Below are 16,813 nucleotides of genomic sequence, written 5' to 3'. Positions count from 1 at the left end.
AAAATGAAGAGTAAATCAATTATATATCTGGGTCTTGTTGCTGCGTTAGGCTTTACGAGTTCATGTAAAAAACAACTTGAAGAAAATGCTTATGATGAGCTACTTACAGATAATTTTTATAACAATAAAACTGAGGTTGTTTCTGCGGTTCTACGGCCTTATACCCATGCGAATGCTTGGGTTACCCCATCTGGTCAAGATGGCTGGTGGAGGGCTGCTGAATTGTCTGCAGATCAGCTTGCCTGGCCTACAAAAGGCCGCCATGGGGAAGATGGTGGTAAATGGAAGCGTTTACATTATCATACCTGGACCAATGATGAGGGCGGACTGAACAATGCATGGTCCTTGATGTATTGGGGCATGGGACTTTGTAATGATGCCATCGAGAACATTGAAAAAAGAGACATTAGCACTATGGGATTAACAGCGGAAGAAAAAGCTTCCTATTTGGCTGAACTAAAGTTGCTAAGAGCATTTCACTACCTGAAATTAATGGATTTGTTTGGCAATATTCCGATCGTCACTAAAGTTGGTGAACCTGCAAGACCGGAAACCATGCCTCGTCAGGAAGTTTTTAACTTCATCGAAAAAGAGATAAACGAAAATATTGCTGCTGCACCAAAACATTCACGGGCTACGTTAGGCCGCATGAGTCAGGCGGGTGGATATGCAATGTTGGTGGAGTTGTATCTGAATGCTGAGGCCTGGACGGGCACACCACGCTGGGATGATTGTATTGCTGCTGCTAATAAATTGATTAATGGTGATGCAGGCGGACAAAATGGTACAATGCAACTAGATCCTAACATTTTTGATCAGTTTAAAACCACTAATGATCTTTCAAAAGAAACCATTTTCTCTATCGCATATGATTACAAGGTAGCTAATTTCGCCCCATCATGGCCAAGTGAATTCTATCACTTTCAACAACGTGACATCTATGGCGGTGGTAGGAATGGTAATGATGGAATCGTAGTGGTACCTGGTGTTTACACAACTTTTCCGGATCAAGATCTAAGAAAATCAAACTGGCTATTGGAAGGGCCAATGGTTAAGTTTTCCGATGGCGTAACACCGGTTTTAGCATCTGAAGAATACAGCGGTAAACAGTTGGTGTTTGTAGACAACATTCAGCGGAATAAGGAAGGATCGACCGTCTCTAATATGAGCGAAGGGGAGGAAAATAGTGGCGTGCGTTTCAATAAATATAAATTGGGTAATCAAGTGAGTGGGCCCAATGGAATTGAACCTGACCCGAACTACAACAACACCGACTGGAACATCTACCGCCTTACCTGGATCTACTTCGCAAAAGCAGAAGCGATCATGCGTAAAAATGGCGGCGTTGCAAACCAGGAAGCTGTTGACCTGATCAACACTTGCAAAAAACGTGCTTATACCGCTGAAGATTGGGCTGTTCCAGGTGTAGCTTACACCCCAACAACCCTGACCTTGGACGAGTTGCTTGCAGAAAGAGGTCGTGAGTTCATCTTCGAAGGTTTCAGGAGAGATGACCTGATCCGCTTCGGCAAATTCACTACCGCTTCATGGTGGGATCACCAGCCTTCAAATCCAACAAAGGCTTTATATCCGATTCCACAAAGACAACTTGATTTAAACAGTGCCCTGAAACAAAATCCAGGCTACTAGTCAAAAGCTAATACCATTAATGGCGGCTGTTCATGTAAAAATGAACAGCCGCTTTTATTTGCCTCCGACACAAGCTGTCATGTCCTCCTGATTTAAAACACATCAAACGCAGTTCAAACACACAGCTGTGTGCGCTTGGTGTGCGGTTGATGTGCGGTTGATGTGCGTGTGCTGTGCGTTTCATGTGGGGCTGTCCTATCCTAATATAGCTATACTTGTTTATCTGTTAATTCTAATGTGGCTATACACCTGGATTTGTTATTCCTGTTTGAGTTATACACGCTGTATTTTTCACTTTATTGCGCGTTCTGGGTTTCCATCTTTTTTTAAGTTCGCCACTGACCAAATGGGCTTGTTTGGGGGTTAGGTAATCGCAACTCGCATGTGGTCTGAGCGTATTGTAAACTTCAATGTTAGCACGGATTTTTTTGGTCGTTTCCTTGAAGCCAGTTTTTGAACTATACAGGTCGAACTCGCCTTTCAGGATCCCATTCACCCGTTCCGCAATGGCATTCTCATAAGGATCACCGTTTTCGGTCATGCTGATGGCAATGTTATTGTCTGTAAGCAGATCGACATATTGCTTGCTGCAGTACTGGGTACCCCGGTCCGAGTGATGGATGAGTGGCTGGTTGGGGTACATACGGCTCTCCAAAGCCATTTGTAAAGCGTCTGCACAACCTTGAGCTGCCAGATCCAGTCTGAATGCCCATCCTACAATTTGCTTTGAATAAGCATCAGTAACCAGGCTTAGGTATCCCAGCGTTTATTTAGCTGGATATAAGTGATGTCACTCACCCAAAGTTGCTCCGGACGATCGATCTTCATGTCTTTAATCAGGTTGTTGTATTTATGCATCCAGTGCCTAGAATTGGTGGTTACGACCTTTCTTTTTCGCCTTCTGATCAGCATACCATGGCTTCGCATCAGATCAAACATATAATCCCGTCCGACCTTAATGTTGTGCCCGGCAAGTTGTTGCTCAATGATGTGCCATAACTTCATGGTGCCAATTCTTTTCTGCGTTTTGCGGATCACAGCGACATGCTGCAGGATAATCTCATCTTTTAATCCCTCATCCTGAACCCGCCACTGGTGATCATAATAGGCATGCCTTGTTTTGCAAAACAGTCTGCATAATGGCTTAATCCTTTGTTTAGGGAAGTCCTGCTTCATTCTTCTGACTGCTTGGCACCAGACTTTTTTCTGATATCCACTTTAAGCTGTTCTTCGGCGATATCGATCATGGTATCGAGTGCTTTGATCTTCATGTTGGCGAACTCCAACTCTTTTTTAAGCGCTTTGATGGCTGCGCTTTCCGATTGATCTGTCTTTTTCTTAGCCATATCCGTAGGTTTAGATACACTAATTTCAACATTTTCTTCCTTAAAAGCCTTGATCCACTTCTTAATAAGTCCTGGCGAGGTAACTTGATAGGCTACAGCCGCTTGCTTAATGCTCATGCCAGCTGCTACTGCTCTCACAACTGAGCGCTTATGCGCAACACTAAAGTCCTTACGAACGGAACTTGCTCCATAATTTTTCAACCAGGCGCACAAGGTGCAACTGGCCATTCCATACTGTTCAACCAGTACTTTTCTTGGAACACCTTGTTCTACAAGACTGACAATGTGCGCAATTAAACGCTTGTCAAATGGCTGCTGATTACTTGTTCTAACTGCAAGGTTAGATACTGTTTCTACTGTTTCCATACACTTGTTTTTGTGTATAGCTTTTTTAGGAATCGACCAGCTGGTGCCCTGCTATTACCCCGCAGCGCCCCTCATTTTACTGCCGATAGCTGCGCTCAAAAAATGCACAAGTTCCTCCTCGCAACGAACTTAATCGCCGCAGATTATATTCTTTCAAATATTTTTATAGATTTGTTTATATGTCCACAAAAGCGCACTCTATAAAAGATATTGCTGCAAAGGCAAATGTTTCCATTACTACCGTGTCCTTCATTTTAAATGGGAAAGCCGTAGAACGGAACATCAGCAAAGCCGTAATTGAGCGTGTAGAAGCTATTGTGGAGGCCGATGGTTACAAACCCAACCAAATCGCCAGGAGCCTGCGTACCGGGAACTCCCAGATCATAGGGCTCATTGTCGAGGACATTGCCAACCCTTTTTTCGCGGGTATTGCCCGGTTACTGGAAGACAAAGCTTACAAGAAAGGTTATAAGATCATTTACTCCAGTACCGAAAATCAGGCAGGTAAAACGCGCGAGTTAATCCACCTTTTCAAATCGAGGCAAGTGGATGCCTATGTCATTGCACCTGCCCAGGGTGCGGAAAAGGATATCCAAAGTATTATCAACGATGGTAAACCCGTCGTGCTGTTCGACAGGTACCTGCCGGAACTGGATGTGAATTATGTAGGGGTGGATAACTTCGATGCCTCCTACAGGGCAGCTAAACATTTTATAGACGAAGGTAAGCGCAACCTGGCGTTGGTCACCGTTGATTTAGATATTGAACAGATCAAAGAGCGGGAGGCCGGATTCAACGCTGCAGTTGCTGAATCCGGCATAAAAAAGAAGGCCTCCCTGGTGATCAAAGTGCCTTATGGCACCAGCCGTGAAGATACCATCACCTTGCTGGTGGACATGCTGAAACAAGCCCCGCAAACCGACGCCATCCTGTTTGCAACAAACTATCTTGCCATCAGTGGCCTGCTTGCCATCAAACAAACCGACAAGCGCATTAATAAAGACCTTTCCGTAATTGCCTATGATGATGGAGACATCTTCAAGCTGCACACCCCACAGATCTCCGCACTCGCACAACCCTTAGAAGAGATTGCCGACAGCATCATCAAAAAAGTGTTTGAGCAACTTTAAGCGAAGGCTGAAAATACCATTGAAAAGACCATTCTTCCCGTAAAACTGGTGCTGCGTTAAAGCCCTTTCATCTTGTATCTTCTTTTTTACAGGAACTTATAGTTGACCTTTTGTGAATAGCGATTATATTGCCTATAATTGGTTTTACTAAAACGTTTTACCAAGAATACACCGCCATTTATAAGCATACTGTATGAAAAGAAGAAATTTTATTAAGAACACCAGCTTGCTGGGTGCAGGGATGTTAGCGTCAAAAGTATCTTTTGCAGCAGCCCCTGAGTTTCCTGTAGTCCGTGTGGCAGCTTCACAACGTCACTTCAGAAGTAAAGCTGTAGACGCAGCCATCAAAACTTTTCAATCTAAAGTTAAAAACCCCGAACTAACCTGGCTATTTGAGAACTGCTTTCCAAATACGCTGGATACCACTGTATATTACAAAGAAGAACAAGGTCGCCCGGACACTTACGTGATTACCGGTGATATCGATGCCATGTGGCTGCGCGACAGCTCGGCACAGGTTTGGCCGTACCTGCAGTTCGTAAACGAAGACAAGCCCTTGAAGAACCTGATTGCAGGAGTGATCAACCACCAGACGAAGTCTATCCTGAAAGATCCTTATGCGAACGCGTTTTATGGTGACCCACAGAAAGTGGGCGAGTGGAAGAGCGATCATACAGAAATGCGTCCTGGTGTACATGAACGCAAATGGGAGATCGATTCGCTTTGTTATCCAATCCGACTGGCCTACCATTACTGGAAAAAGACCGGCGATAAAGCACCGTTTGATGCAACATGGAAACAATCCATTGCTGCAATCCTGAAAACTTTTAAAGAGCAACAAAGAAAAGAAAACAGAGGTCCGTACAAGTTTCAGCGTCAGACCCCACATCCAACAGATACGCTACCTATGGGTGGGTATGGCTTCCCGGTTAAGCCCGTTGGACTAATCGTTTCTTCATTCCGTCCGAGTGATGATGCGACCATCTTCCCATTCCTGATCCCTTCAAACTTTTTCGCTGTTGTTTCCTTAAAACAGGCAGCAGAAATGGTGGTTGCACTTCATAACGACAATGCCTTGTCTACCGAATTGCTTGCACTTGCGAAAGAAGTTGAAACAGCGATTCAGCAACATGGGGTGGTTACGCATCCGAAATATGGTAGGATCTACGCCTTTGAAGTAGACGGCTTTGGTGGGGCTTACATGATGGATGATTCTAACGTGCCAAGCTTGCTATCACTTCCATACTTAGGTGCGGTAGACAAGAATGATCCAATCTACCAGAACACCAGAAAATTTGTGCTTTCGGCAGATAACCCATACTATTTCATCGGAAAAGCTGCTGAAGGTATCGGTGGACCGCACGCTGGTCAGGACATGATCTGGCCAATGAGCCTTAGCATCCGTGCATTGACTTCAGAAAATAAAGAGGAAATCAAATATTGTATAGATACCCTGCAAAAAACGCATGGTGGAAAAGGTTTTATGCATGAGTCTTTCCATAAAGACGACCCGAATAATTTTACCAGAGCATGGTTTGCATGGTCAAATACCTTGTTTGGAGAGCTTTTATGGAGAACCTATCATGAAATGCCTGAATTACTTAAAGCATAAACTGAAGGAGAAATAATAACATTTTAAATAGCATATGATTGCATTAGGCATTGATATAGGCGGCTCGCACATTACTGCGGCCATGGTAGATCTGGAAAGTAGAAGTATCATAGCGGGATCTACATCCCGAACGGCGGTAAACGCTAACCTAAATGCAGAAGATATCTTAAACACCTGGTGTAAAATGATCAAGGCCGTTTACAATCAGTCAGACTGCGCAACAGCGTACGTTGGTATCGCCATGCCGGGCCCCTTCGACTACGAAGCGGGGATCTCACTGATTAAGGATCAGCCAAAGTTTCAGAATTTATACCAGGTGAATATCAAGAACGAGCTGGCACAGCGTCTGGACCTTGAACCTGGAAATATCCGGTTCATCAATGATGCCGCCAGCTTTTTACAAGGTGAAGTTTTTGGAGGTGCTGCAAAAGACAGGCAGAAAGTAATTGGCTTGACGCTTGGTACCGGACTGGGTGCGTCTTTTTGTGCTGAGGGTGTTGCAGTTGATGCAGCATTATGGGACTCTGCATTTAAAAATGGCATTGCGGAGGACTATCTTTCTACGCGCTGGTTCATCAGTCGCTATGAAGCGCTCAGCGGAACTACCGTTTCCGGCGTTAAAGAACTAACGGACATGGAAGTTGACGAGGATATCAAGCGACAGATCTTTGCGGAGTTCGGTAGCCATTTAGGTGAGTTCTTACTCCCTTTTATGGAGCAGGAGCAGCCAGACGCCATCGTACTTGGCGGAAACATCGCCAATGCACACCCCTTGTTTATGCCGGCCCTGCTGGAACAGCTGAATGCAGCTTCCAGACCGGCGGTAATTAAGATTGCGGAATTGAAAGAAGATGCATCGTTGATTGGAGCGGCCAGTTGCTGGGCCTCACTGGAGCAGGCGAGCTGAAATTAATAAAACGCGTATGAAATTAAGGTCTGTATTTGTTGGCTTGCTTTTAGGGATCACCACATCAGGTTACGCCCAGAAAGCTGGTTTGGTTCATTATGTGAATACCCTGCAGGGTACCAACTCTAAACATGAACTCACCCGCGGTAATACCTATCCCACTACAGCCTTACCTTTTGGTATGCATACCTGGACACCACAGACCGGTAAAAACGGGGATGGCTGGAAGTACCAGTACTTCAAAGACAAGATCCGTGGTTTCCAGCAGGCACATCAGTGTAGCAGCTGGAGCAATGATTACGCGGTTTTCTCCTTAATGCCGGGCATTGATCAACTTCAGGTGGCTGAAGATGCAAGGGAGCTTGCTTTCAGTCATGCGGATGAAGTAGCAAGACCAGATTACTACCAAGTAAAATTCAAAAATCAGATCAGTACGGAGATGGCGCCCACCGAGCGTGGTGCACACCTCCGGTTCAGCTATCCGAAGGGGCATAAAAGTTTCCTGGTACTGGATGGTTATACCAACATCAGTGGGGTAACCATTGATGCCAAAAGAAAAAAGATCAGCGGTTACGTGAACAACGGCCGCGGGTTTAAGCCAGGATTCAAGAGTTTCTTCGTGATGTATTTCGACCAGCCGATCAAAAAGTTCGGTACCTGGGAGAATCGCAAGAATACCGTGAATGCGGATTCCACCAGCGCTGAAGGGCTGGGTAAAGGGGCATGGCTGGAGTTCGCTCCGGGTAGTACCGTTCAGGTGAAGGTCGCATCCTCTTACATCAGTCCGGAACAGGCAGAGCTGAACTTATCCCGTGAGCTTGGTGCGGCGAAAAAGCTGGAACAAACCCAGGCTAAAGCTGCGGCGGTATGGAATGAATCTTTAGGGAAAATACAGGTTGAAGGCGGTACGGAAGCCGACAAGGCGACGTTCTATTCCTGCTTTTTCCGTGCAAGTCTATTCTCCAGGAAGTTCTATGAACTGGATGAAAAAGGTCAGCCTTACTACTTCAGTCCTTACGATGGCAAAGTGCATCAGGGTTATATGTTTACCGACACGGGATTTTGGGACACCTTCCGGGCACAGTTTCCACTGAACGCCCTGTTGCATCCCGAGATGCATGGACGCTACATGAATGCCATGCTTGATGCCTATGACCAATGTGGCTGGCTACCTTCCTGGTCTTTCCCGAGTGAAGCGGGCAGCATGATCGGTAATCACGCGATCAGCCTGTTTGCCGATGCCTGGGTTAAAGGTATCCGCAGCTTCGATCCGGAGCGTGCCTTGAAAGCCTATCTGCATGAAGCCAACAACAAAGGCCCATGGGGACCAGCAAACGGGCGCGAAGGCTGGAAGGAATACTACCAATTGGGCTTTGTGCCTTATCCGAAATACCGGGAGTCTACGGCGAAAACGCTGGAGTATGCTTATGATGATTTTTGCGGTTATCAACTGGCGACATTAACGGGAAATAAGTTCTTCGCTGATGTATTCAGCAGGAACATGTACAACTACAGAAATGTATATGATAAATCCACCGGCTTTATGCGCGGCAGGGATGAAAACGGCAACTGGACTAAGAACTTTGATCCGGTAGAGTGGGGTGGGCCATTTACAGAAGGTAATGCATGGCACTACCAATGGTCCGTATTTCAGGATACACAAGGTTTAATTAACCTGATGGGCGGTGAACAGGCTTTTACGAAAAAGCTCGATTCGGTATTCAGTGGACCGAATACGGTGAAAACCGGAACTTACGGGGGCATGATTCATGAGATGACGGAGATGGTTATGGCGAACATGGGTCAGTATGCACATGGCAATCAGCCGATCCAACATATGGTTTTCCTATATAATTATGCGAATGAACCTTGGAAGGCGCAGTACCATGCCCGCAATGTGATGGCGAAATTGTATGATGCAACCGAGAACGGTTATCCTGGTGATGAAGATCAGGGACAAACCTCGTCCTGGTATGTGCTAAGTGCACTGGGTTTTTACAGCGTTACCCCAGGTGTGGACGAGTATGTATTCGGCAGTCCGGCTTTTAACAAAACCACGGTTAACCTGGAAAATGGGAAGCAGTTTACGATCATCGCCAATGGCAACAGCAAGGAGAATGTTTACATTCAATCTGCCATGCTGAATGGTAAGCCTTATACCAGGAATTACATTCGCCATGAAGACCTGCTGAAAGGAGGAACCCTGATCTTTGAGATGGGACCTAAGCCAAATACCAGCAGAGGTTTGCTTGCTGAAGACAAGCCATTTTCCCTTACTGCAATTAAATAGTCCCAAAAAAGAATAGATAATAATGACCAGCATGCTGGTGAAAAGAAAAATCAGAATGAACAAAGTAACAAAACAGATTGGCCTGGCTGTAGCAGGAATGCTGGTCGGCACTTCCCTGTTTGCGCAGCAAAAGCCTGAAGTGATCAAAAAGAAAGGGTACGAACTGACGTTCGAGAGCAACTACGCTGCCTTGGATCCGGCCCTGAAACAACGCTTGATCAGCACTTTCTTTGAGGTTTATCCAAAACTTGCAAAGGAGTACAATCCAAAAACGTTGAAGAAGGTGAGTTTTTTAGTTGACACCGCATACGACGGTGTTGCTGCAACATCCAACGGTAAAGTGGTTTACAGCTCCATGTGGATGGACAAACACCCGGAAGATATTGACGTGGTTACCCATGAGGTCATGCACATTGTGCAGGACTATGGCAATAGCGTTGGTCCAGGATGGCTCACCGAAGGTATTGCAGATTATGCGCGCTTTAAATTCGGTATTGACAATGCTGGTGCAAAATGGGCTTTGCCAGCCTTAAAGCCGGAGCATCACTATCAGAACAGTTACCGTATTACTGCTGGGTTCTTCAACTGGATCGAAAACAAGGTAAAAGCCGGCACGGTGAAGGCTGTAGATGCAAGTTTACGTGACCATAGCTATACCCCTGCGATCTGGACGACGCTGACGGGTAAAGACCTGGATACGCTATGGGCGGACTATATTAAAAATCCGCAGATCTGATCTACAATTACACTAAATGAAAATCCTAATATCAATTAATATGAAAAAAGTATTTACAGCCCTGCTGTTATTGGGTGCAACCTTTACCCAGGCGCAAACCACGGGTAAGATCAGCAGCCCGGTGGATTATGTAAACCCATTGATGGGCTCCATGTCGAAGCCATCATTGTCTAATGGTAATACCTATCCGGCAGTTGCCCTGCCATGGGGAATGAACTTCTGGACCCCGCAGACTGGCAAGATGGGCGACGGATGGACCTACACCTACGATGCGGACAAGATCCGCGGATTTAAGCAGACGCACCAGCCATCGCCATGGATGAATGACTATGGTCAGTTTGCCATTATGCCGGTAACCGGAAAATTAAGATTTGACCAGGACGAGCGTGCGAGCTGGTTCAGCCATAAAGCGGAAAAATCGACGCCGTATTACTACAGCGTGTACCTGGCAGATGCCGATGTAACGACTGAAATTACACCAACGGAGCGTGCTGCACAGTTCCGCTTCACTTTCCCGAAAACGGACAGTGCTTATGTGGTTATTGATGCCTTGGACAAAGGTTCTTACGTGAAGATCATTCCCTCAGAAAGAAAGATCATTGGTTACACCAAGAAGTTTGCAAGAGGACCATTACCGGAGAATTTCAAGAACTACTTCGTGATCTACTTCGATAAGGACTTCAAATTGTCGAAAACCTGGAGCAAAAAGGACCTGAAAGATGGTTTGGAAATTGAAAGCGATCACGTAGGTGCCGTTGTTGGTTTTAACACCAAAAAAGGTGAGCAGGTGGTGGCCAGAATTGCTTCCTCTTTCATCAGTTTTGAGCAGGCAGACATCAGCTTAAAACGTGAGCTTGCCAATGATAACTTCGATGCAACAAAAGCGAAAGCTAAAGCGATCTGGAATAAAACCCTAAGCAGAATTAATGTTGAAGGCGGTACCATTGATCAGACTCGTACTTTCTATTCTACCTTATACCGTACCGTGTTCTTCCCGAACAAGCTTTATGAGATTGATGCGAACAACAAGATCGTTCACTGGAGCCCATACAATGGTAAGGTGCTGCCTGGATATATGTTCGCAGGTACTGGTTTCTGGGATACCTTCCGTGCATTGTATCCATTCCTGAACCTGGTTTATCCTTCGATCAACAAGGAGATGCAGGAAGGTCTGATCAACGATTACAAAGAAGGTGGTTGGTTGCCAGAATGGAGCAGTCCATCATACGCTAACATCATGGTTGGTAACAACTCTGCTTCTGTAGTGAGCGATGCTTACATCAAAGGCTTACGTGGCTACGACATTGAAACTTTATGGGAGGCCCTGAAGAAAGGTGCAAACAACACTGGTCCGATGGCAGCAGTTGGCCGTGATGGCGTGAAGTTCTACAACGAATTGGGTTATGTACCTTTTGATGCAGGGATTCATGAAAATGCGGCGAAGACTTTAGAATATGCCTACGACGATTTCGCGATCTATAACTTGGGCCGTGCTTTAGGCAAACCGGAAAGTGAAATCGGCATCTACGCAAAGCGTAGCATGAACTATAAGAACCTGTTTGATCCAGCCTCTGGTTTGATGCGTGGTAAAAACAAAGACGGCAGCTTCCAGTCTCCATTCAGTCCGTTTAAATGGGGTGGTGCTTTTACGGAAGGTAACAGCTGGCACTATACCTGGTCGGTGTTCCATGACGTTGCTGGACTTGCGAACCTGATGGGTGGCAAGGATAAGTTTGTCATGAAGCTGGATTCTGTATTCTCTTTACCTCCGGTATTTGATGAAAGTGCTTATGGTGGGGTGATCCATGAGATCCGTGAAATGCAGATCGCAAACATGGGTCAGTATGCACACGGTAATCAGCCGATACAGCACATGATCTATCTGTATAACTATGGTGGTGCACCATGGAAAACACAGTATTGGGTTAGAGAAACCATGGACAGAATGTACGCGGCAACACCTGATGGTTACTGCGGCGATGAGGATAACGGTCAGACTTCTGCATGGTACGTATTCTCTTCCATGGGCTTCTATCCGGTAACACCTGCAGTGAACGAATATGTGTTGGGTGCGCCTTTATTTAAGAAGGTAACTGTGACACTGGAAAACGGTAAAACCTTAGTGATCAATGCGCCTAAAAACAGCGATGAAAACCGCTATGTAAACGCTTTGAAAGTTAATGGTAAACCTTACTCTAAACTTTGGTTAAACCACACGGAACTTCAAAAAGGTGCGGTGTTAGACTTCGATATGACGGCAACACCGAACAAGAAAAGAGGTACGAATGAGGCAGATTTCCCATACTCATTCTCCACAGAAAAAACACACAAATAGCATGTAATACCTGCATCATTTTATGATGATTCAAAGAGGGTCCTGAAAAGCGGCCCTCTTTTTTTGTTAGCTTTGTTCTATGCTTTTAACAGATACGCATACCCATTTATATTATGAAACGGATGAAGTAAAGCAGGCGGCATTGCTTCAACGTTGTTTCGATCAGGGCATAGATCGTTTATTCCTGCCCAATGTAGATGTCGCCTCCATCAGCAGGATTGATGAACTGGTAAGCAGATATCCTGAAAACTGCTTCGCCATGTCGGGCTTACACCCTTGTGAAGTCGGTGAAAACTATGCGGATGTACTTGCTGAGATTAAGGCGAACATTCCTTCGAGGAAGATCTATGCGATCGGTGAGATCGGCATTGACTTGTACTGGGATAAAAGTACCTTGAAGTATCAGCAGGAAGCTTTCGCCATTCAGATTGGCTGGGCCAAGGAAATGGGGCTACCGATCGTGATCCATTGCAGGGAAGCTTTTGATGAAGTGTTCGAAGTTCTGGAGCAGCATAAGGATGAAAAATTATTTGGAATTTTGCATTGTTTTACCGGTAACGTTGAACAGGCAAGACGCTGCATCGATCTGGGTTTTTACCTGGGGATCGGCGGTGTGCTGACCTACAAAAAAGCAAATCTGGATCTGGTGTTATATGATATTCCATTAGAGCATATTGTGCTGGAAACCGACAGTCCGTATCTTGCACCAGTTCCTTTCCGTGGGAAACCAAATGAAAGCAGTTACCTGATCCACATTGCGAAAAAAGTAGCCGAGATCTACCAGCTTTCTGTCGAGGAAGTTGCGGAGATTACCACGGCGAATTCGCGTAAAATATTTAACGTTTAATAGCAGATGACGAAGATCCTGATCATCTATACCGGTGGTACCATCGGGATGGTTAATGACCCGCATAGTGGCACTTTAATTCCTTTCGACTTCGGGCAGATCCAGCAGAATGTGCCGGAACTGGCAAGGTTGAATTACGACCTGGAAGTGCATTCCTTTGATCCGATCCTGGACTCTTCCAATATGGACGCCAGCGTATGGGTGGAGATTGCGGGAATTATTAAAAAGAACTACGATACTTTTGACGGCTTTGTGATCCTGCATGGCTCGGATACCATGGCTTACACGGCCTCAGCTTTAAGCTTTATGCTGGAGAACCTCTCTAAGCCTGTGGTGTTGACCGGCTCGCAATTGCCGATCGGGGAGATCCGCACGGATGCGAAGGAAAACCTGATTACGGCCTTGGAGATCGCAGCGACAAAGAAGAACGGCGCGGCACGGGTTCCGGAAGTCTGTATTTACTTTGACTTTCAATTATTTCGTGGCAACCGTTCTATTAAGTACGACTCCGATAAGTTCGAGGCCTTTCAGTCGCCGAACTATCCATTACTTGCCGAAGCAGGGGTAAACCTTACATTTTTTAACAACTACATACAGAAACCTTCCAAGGCGGAGTTTCTGGTGAATGAGAAATTGAATACCAATATTGGGGTGCTCAAATTGTATCCTGGGATAAGCAAGGCGGCTGTGGAGGCAATTACGACATCTTCGCTGGATGCTATTGTGCTGGAGACCTTCGGCTCCGGGAATACGAGTACCGCCCCATGGTTTTTGAACTGCCTGCAGGAAGCGGCAGATCAGGGTAAGATCATTGTTGACATCTCACAGTGCCAGGCCGGGTCTGTGGAACTCGGAAAATATGAGACCAGCAGGAAGCTGCAGCAGATGGGGATTTTGAGCGGTTATGATATGACTTTTGAAGCCACCATTACCAAGCTGATGTTCCTGCTGGGCAAAGATCTGGATAAGGCTGAACTTCGAATTCTAATGGAGCGGTCCTTACGTGGAGAACTTACGCGGACATTGTGATCCAGGTCATGTTTGCTTTGTTTAAGAACCCATAATTTTGTGTGCAACTAACAGTTAACGTTTTAAACTGGCTTAGTGAAGCTGGTTTTTTGAAAATTTGAAAAGGATATATGTGGCTGATGACGTTGTTCATCAGCTTTTAAAAATAATAATACGTCGATGAAAATAGAACAGATTTATACCGGTTGTCTTGCAGAAGCAGCATACTACATTGAGAGCAATGGTGAGGCTGCGATCATAGATCCGCTGCGGGAAGTTGATGCTTATCTGCAGCGTGCAGAAAAGGACAATGCCAGGATCAAGTATATTTTTGAAACGCATTTTCATGCGGACTTTGTCTCGGGGCATGTTGATCTCGCATTGCGTGCTGATGCAAGCATTGTTTATGGTCCTACGGCTGAGACAAGCTTCAAAGCACATGTAGCCCAGGATGGTGAAGTGTTCCATATCGGAGAGATCAGCATCACGGTATTGCATACGCCAGGGCATACGCCGGAATCTACCACGTACCTGTTGAAAGATGCTGCCGGTAAACCATACTGCATCTTCACTGGAGATACCCTGTTTATTGGTGATGTGGGCCGCCCGGATCTGGCGCAACAAGCTGAACTTACTGCTGCAGATATGGCAGGCACTTTATATGATTCCTTACATTCGAAAATTTTGGTGTTGCCGGATGATGTCCTGGTTTATCCAGCACATGGTGCAGGTTCTGCTTGCGGTAAGAACATGAGCAAGGAGACCTTTGATACCCTGGGTAACCAGAAGCAGGTAAACTATGCTTTGAAAGCTGCAGATCGGGAAAGCTTTATCCGGGAGGTGACCGACGGAATCTTGCCGCCGCCACAATATTTCGCGAAAAATGCGGCGATCAACAAGCAGGGTTATGCACGTTTTGAGCAGGTCATGGAAAAAGGTCTGAAAGCCTTGGCGCCGGAAGTTTTTGAGCTGAAGGCGAATGAAACTGGCGCCCTGGTACTGGACGTACGTGACCCGCAGGTCTTTGCACAGGGATTTATTCCTTCGTCGATCAATATTGGCCTTGGTGGACAATTTGCGCCCTGGGTTGGGAGTTTGATCACGGACCTGCAACAGCCAATCCTATTGGTTACAGAAGCCGGCAAGGAAGAAGAAGCCATTACCCGTTTGAGCCGGGTAGGGTACGACAATACCATTGGCTACCTGGAAGGTGGTATGGAGGCCTGGAAAGCCAGCGGTCGTGATGTAGATACAATTGTTTCAATTTCTGCTACTGAGTTCGAAAGCATTGCTTCCGCGGATCCGGCAATCAATGTGCTGGATGTACGCAAGCCAGGAGAATACGAGGCGGAACATTTGGAAATGACCATGGCACGGCCATTAGATTACATTAACGAATGGACAGGGGAGATCAAACCTGGTCAGCAGTATTATATACATTGTGCCGGTGGCTACCGTTCCATGATTGCAGCTTCCATTCTTAAAGCAAGAGGTGTGGAGGACGTTGTGGATATCGCGGGTGGTTATGGTGCTTTGAAAAACACCGGCTTAACGCGCACGGATTTTGCTTGTCCCTCTAAAGCTATGAAAGGCTAATACATATATGGTAGATTACGATGTCCTGATTATAGGTGCCGGTCCGATAGGCATGGCCTGTGCAATTGAAGCGAAGAAAGCGGGTTTAACTTACGTTATTGTGGAGAAGGGTGCATTGGTGAATAGCTTGTACAACTATCCGGTGTTCATGACCTTCTTTTCAACCTCGCAGCGCCTGGAGATCGGGGATGTACCTTTTGTAAGTATCAATCCAAAGCCGAACCGCAATGAGGCGGTCGAATATTATCGCCGGGTGGCGGAGAAGTTTTCGCTAAACATCCACTTGTATGAAAGGGTCGATAGCGTCCGGAAGAACGAAGATGGCCTGTTTGATGTACAGACTGCCAAGCGACACTATAAGACCAGGTACGTGATCGTATCCACCGGATTCTATGATGTGCCGGTACTGATGAAAATTCCGGGTGAGGATCTGCCGAAGGTTACCCACTACTATAAAGATCCACATCAGTACGCTTTTCAGCGCGTGGTGGTGGTTGGAGCAAACAACTCCGCCATAGATGCGGCGTTGGAAACCTACCGGAAGGGCGCGCAGGTGACCTTGGTGATCCGTGGCCAGGAGATAGGTTCTTATGTGAAATACTGGGTGCGCCCGGACATTGAGAACCGGATCAAGGAAGGTGCCATTAAGGTTTATTACGGCTCTACCCTGACTTCCATTGAGCCCGATACCGTGCATATACAAACGCCGGAAGGCGAAGTTGTGCTGGAGAATGACTTCGTGATTGCCACAACAGGCTACACGCCGGATTTCAAGTTGCTAAAGAACCTGGGGCTGGAGCTATCGGGCGACGTGGCAAACTGTCCAATGTACAATCCGGAAACCATGGAGAGCAGTACGCCTGGGTTTTACCTGGCTGGGGTGGTCTGTGGCGGTATGGATACCCATAAGTGGTTTATAGAAAATTCGCGGGTACATGCGGTTCAGATATTTGACCACATCAAAAGCCTGCAATCCTGATATCTCTAATT

General features: G+C 46.2%; 14 protein-coding genes. 11 read left to right on the top strand and 3 right to left on the bottom strand.

Annotated features, from left to right (window positions below):
* Positions 1 to 3 precede the first annotated feature (3 nt).
* Positions 4 to 1,650 (top strand): RagB/SusD family nutrient uptake outer membrane protein, encoded by a 1,647-nt coding sequence (locus tag ACTHQF_RS01825; RefSeq protein WP_440428135.1) that lies wholly within the window; start codon positions 4 to 6, stop codon positions 1,648 to 1,650.
* A 241-nt stretch (positions 1,651 to 1,891) separates the two neighbouring features.
* On the opposite strand, the gene ACTHQF_RS01820 is transcribed toward ACTHQF_RS01825, so the two are convergent.
* From ACTHQF_RS01820 to ACTHQF_RS01810, 3 genes are read right to left on the bottom strand one after another with little or no spacing between them, the layout of a single operon-like run.
* The gene (locus tag ACTHQF_RS01820) at positions 1,892 to 2,350 is read right to left on the bottom strand and encodes a transposase (protein ID WP_440428978.1); all 459 of its coding nucleotides are present in this window, start codon (positions 2,348 to 2,350) and stop codon (positions 1,892 to 1,894) included.
* Between the two features lie 50 nt (positions 2,351 to 2,400).
* Positions 2,401 to 2,826 carry a hypothetical protein gene (locus ACTHQF_RS01815; protein WP_440428134.1) on the bottom strand — a complete coding sequence of 142 codons (426 nt, stop codon included), beginning with the start codon at positions 2,824 to 2,826 and terminating at the stop codon, positions 2,401 to 2,403.
* Positions 2,823 to 3,362 carry a helix-turn-helix domain-containing protein gene (locus ACTHQF_RS01810; RefSeq protein WP_440428133.1) on the bottom strand — a complete coding sequence of 180 codons (540 nt, stop codon included), beginning with the start codon at positions 3,360 to 3,362 and terminating at the stop codon, positions 2,823 to 2,825. Before ACTHQF_RS01810 ends, ACTHQF_RS01815 begins: the two co-directional genes overlap by 4 nt.
* Positions 3,363 to 3,541: 179 nt before the next feature.
* On the opposite strand from ACTHQF_RS01810, the gene ACTHQF_RS01805 reads away from it, so the two are divergent.
* From ACTHQF_RS01805 to ACTHQF_RS01760, 10 genes are all read left to right on the top strand, one after another.
* Positions 3,542 to 4,492, top strand: a complete 951-nt coding sequence (locus tag ACTHQF_RS01805) for a LacI family DNA-binding transcriptional regulator (RefSeq protein WP_440428132.1) — start codon at positions 3,542 to 3,544, stop codon at positions 4,490 to 4,492.
* Between the two features lie 193 nt (positions 4,493 to 4,685).
* The gene (locus tag ACTHQF_RS01800; RefSeq protein WP_440428131.1) at positions 4,686 to 6,104 is read left to right on the top strand and encodes a glycoside hydrolase family 125 protein; all 1,419 of its coding nucleotides are present in this window, start codon (positions 4,686 to 4,688) and stop codon (positions 6,102 to 6,104) included.
* A 34-nt stretch (positions 6,105 to 6,138) separates the two neighbouring features.
* Entirely contained in the window at positions 6,139 to 7,011 is an 873-nt protein-coding gene (locus ACTHQF_RS01795) for an ROK family protein (RefSeq protein ID WP_440428130.1), read from the top strand.
* 16 nt (positions 7,012 to 7,027) lie between these two features.
* On the top strand, positions 7,028 to 9,301 hold the full coding sequence (locus tag ACTHQF_RS01790) for a GH92 family glycosyl hydrolase (RefSeq protein ID WP_440428129.1): 2,274 nt from the start codon (positions 7,028 to 7,030) through the stop codon (positions 9,299 to 9,301).
* A gap of 55 nt (positions 9,302 to 9,356) precedes the next feature.
* Positions 9,357 to 10,037 carry a basic secretory protein-like protein gene (locus ACTHQF_RS01785; RefSeq protein WP_440428128.1) on the top strand — a complete coding sequence of 227 codons (681 nt, stop codon included), beginning with the start codon at positions 9,357 to 9,359 and terminating at the stop codon, positions 10,035 to 10,037.
* Positions 10,038 to 10,077: 40 nt separating this feature from the next.
* On the top strand, positions 10,078 to 12,372 hold the full coding sequence (locus ACTHQF_RS01780; RefSeq protein WP_440428127.1) for a GH92 family glycosyl hydrolase: 2,295 nt from the start codon (positions 10,078 to 10,080) through the stop codon (positions 12,370 to 12,372).
* A gap of 79 nt (positions 12,373 to 12,451) precedes the next feature.
* Complete coding sequence (locus ACTHQF_RS01775) at positions 12,452 to 13,219, top strand: TatD family hydrolase (protein WP_440428126.1); 768 nt, start codon at positions 12,452 to 12,454, stop codon at positions 13,217 to 13,219.
* A 6-nt stretch (positions 13,220 to 13,225) separates the two neighbouring features.
* A complete protein-coding gene (locus ACTHQF_RS01770) occupies positions 13,226 to 14,248 on the top strand; it encodes an asparaginase (protein ID WP_440428125.1) in 1,023 nt (340 codons plus the stop codon).
* A 159-nt stretch (positions 14,249 to 14,407) separates the two neighbouring features.
* Positions 14,408 to 15,823: an MBL fold metallo-hydrolase gene (locus ACTHQF_RS01765; protein WP_440428124.1), complete on the top strand. Its 1,416-nt coding sequence runs from the start codon at positions 14,408 to 14,410 to the stop codon at positions 15,821 to 15,823.
* 7 nt (positions 15,824 to 15,830) lie between these two features.
* Positions 15,831 to 16,802, top strand: a complete 972-nt coding sequence (locus tag ACTHQF_RS01760; RefSeq protein ID WP_440428123.1) for a YpdA family putative bacillithiol disulfide reductase — start codon at positions 15,831 to 15,833, stop codon at positions 16,800 to 16,802.
* Positions 16,803 to 16,813 lie beyond the last annotated feature (11 nt).

Source organism: Pedobacter sp. SAFR-022, assembly GCF_051965375.1.
Lineage (GTDB): Bacteria > Bacteroidota > Bacteroidia > Sphingobacteriales > Sphingobacteriaceae > Pedobacter.
Note: the sequence above shows the minus strand (reverse complement) of the source record. Positions and strands in the feature narration are given on the sequence as shown.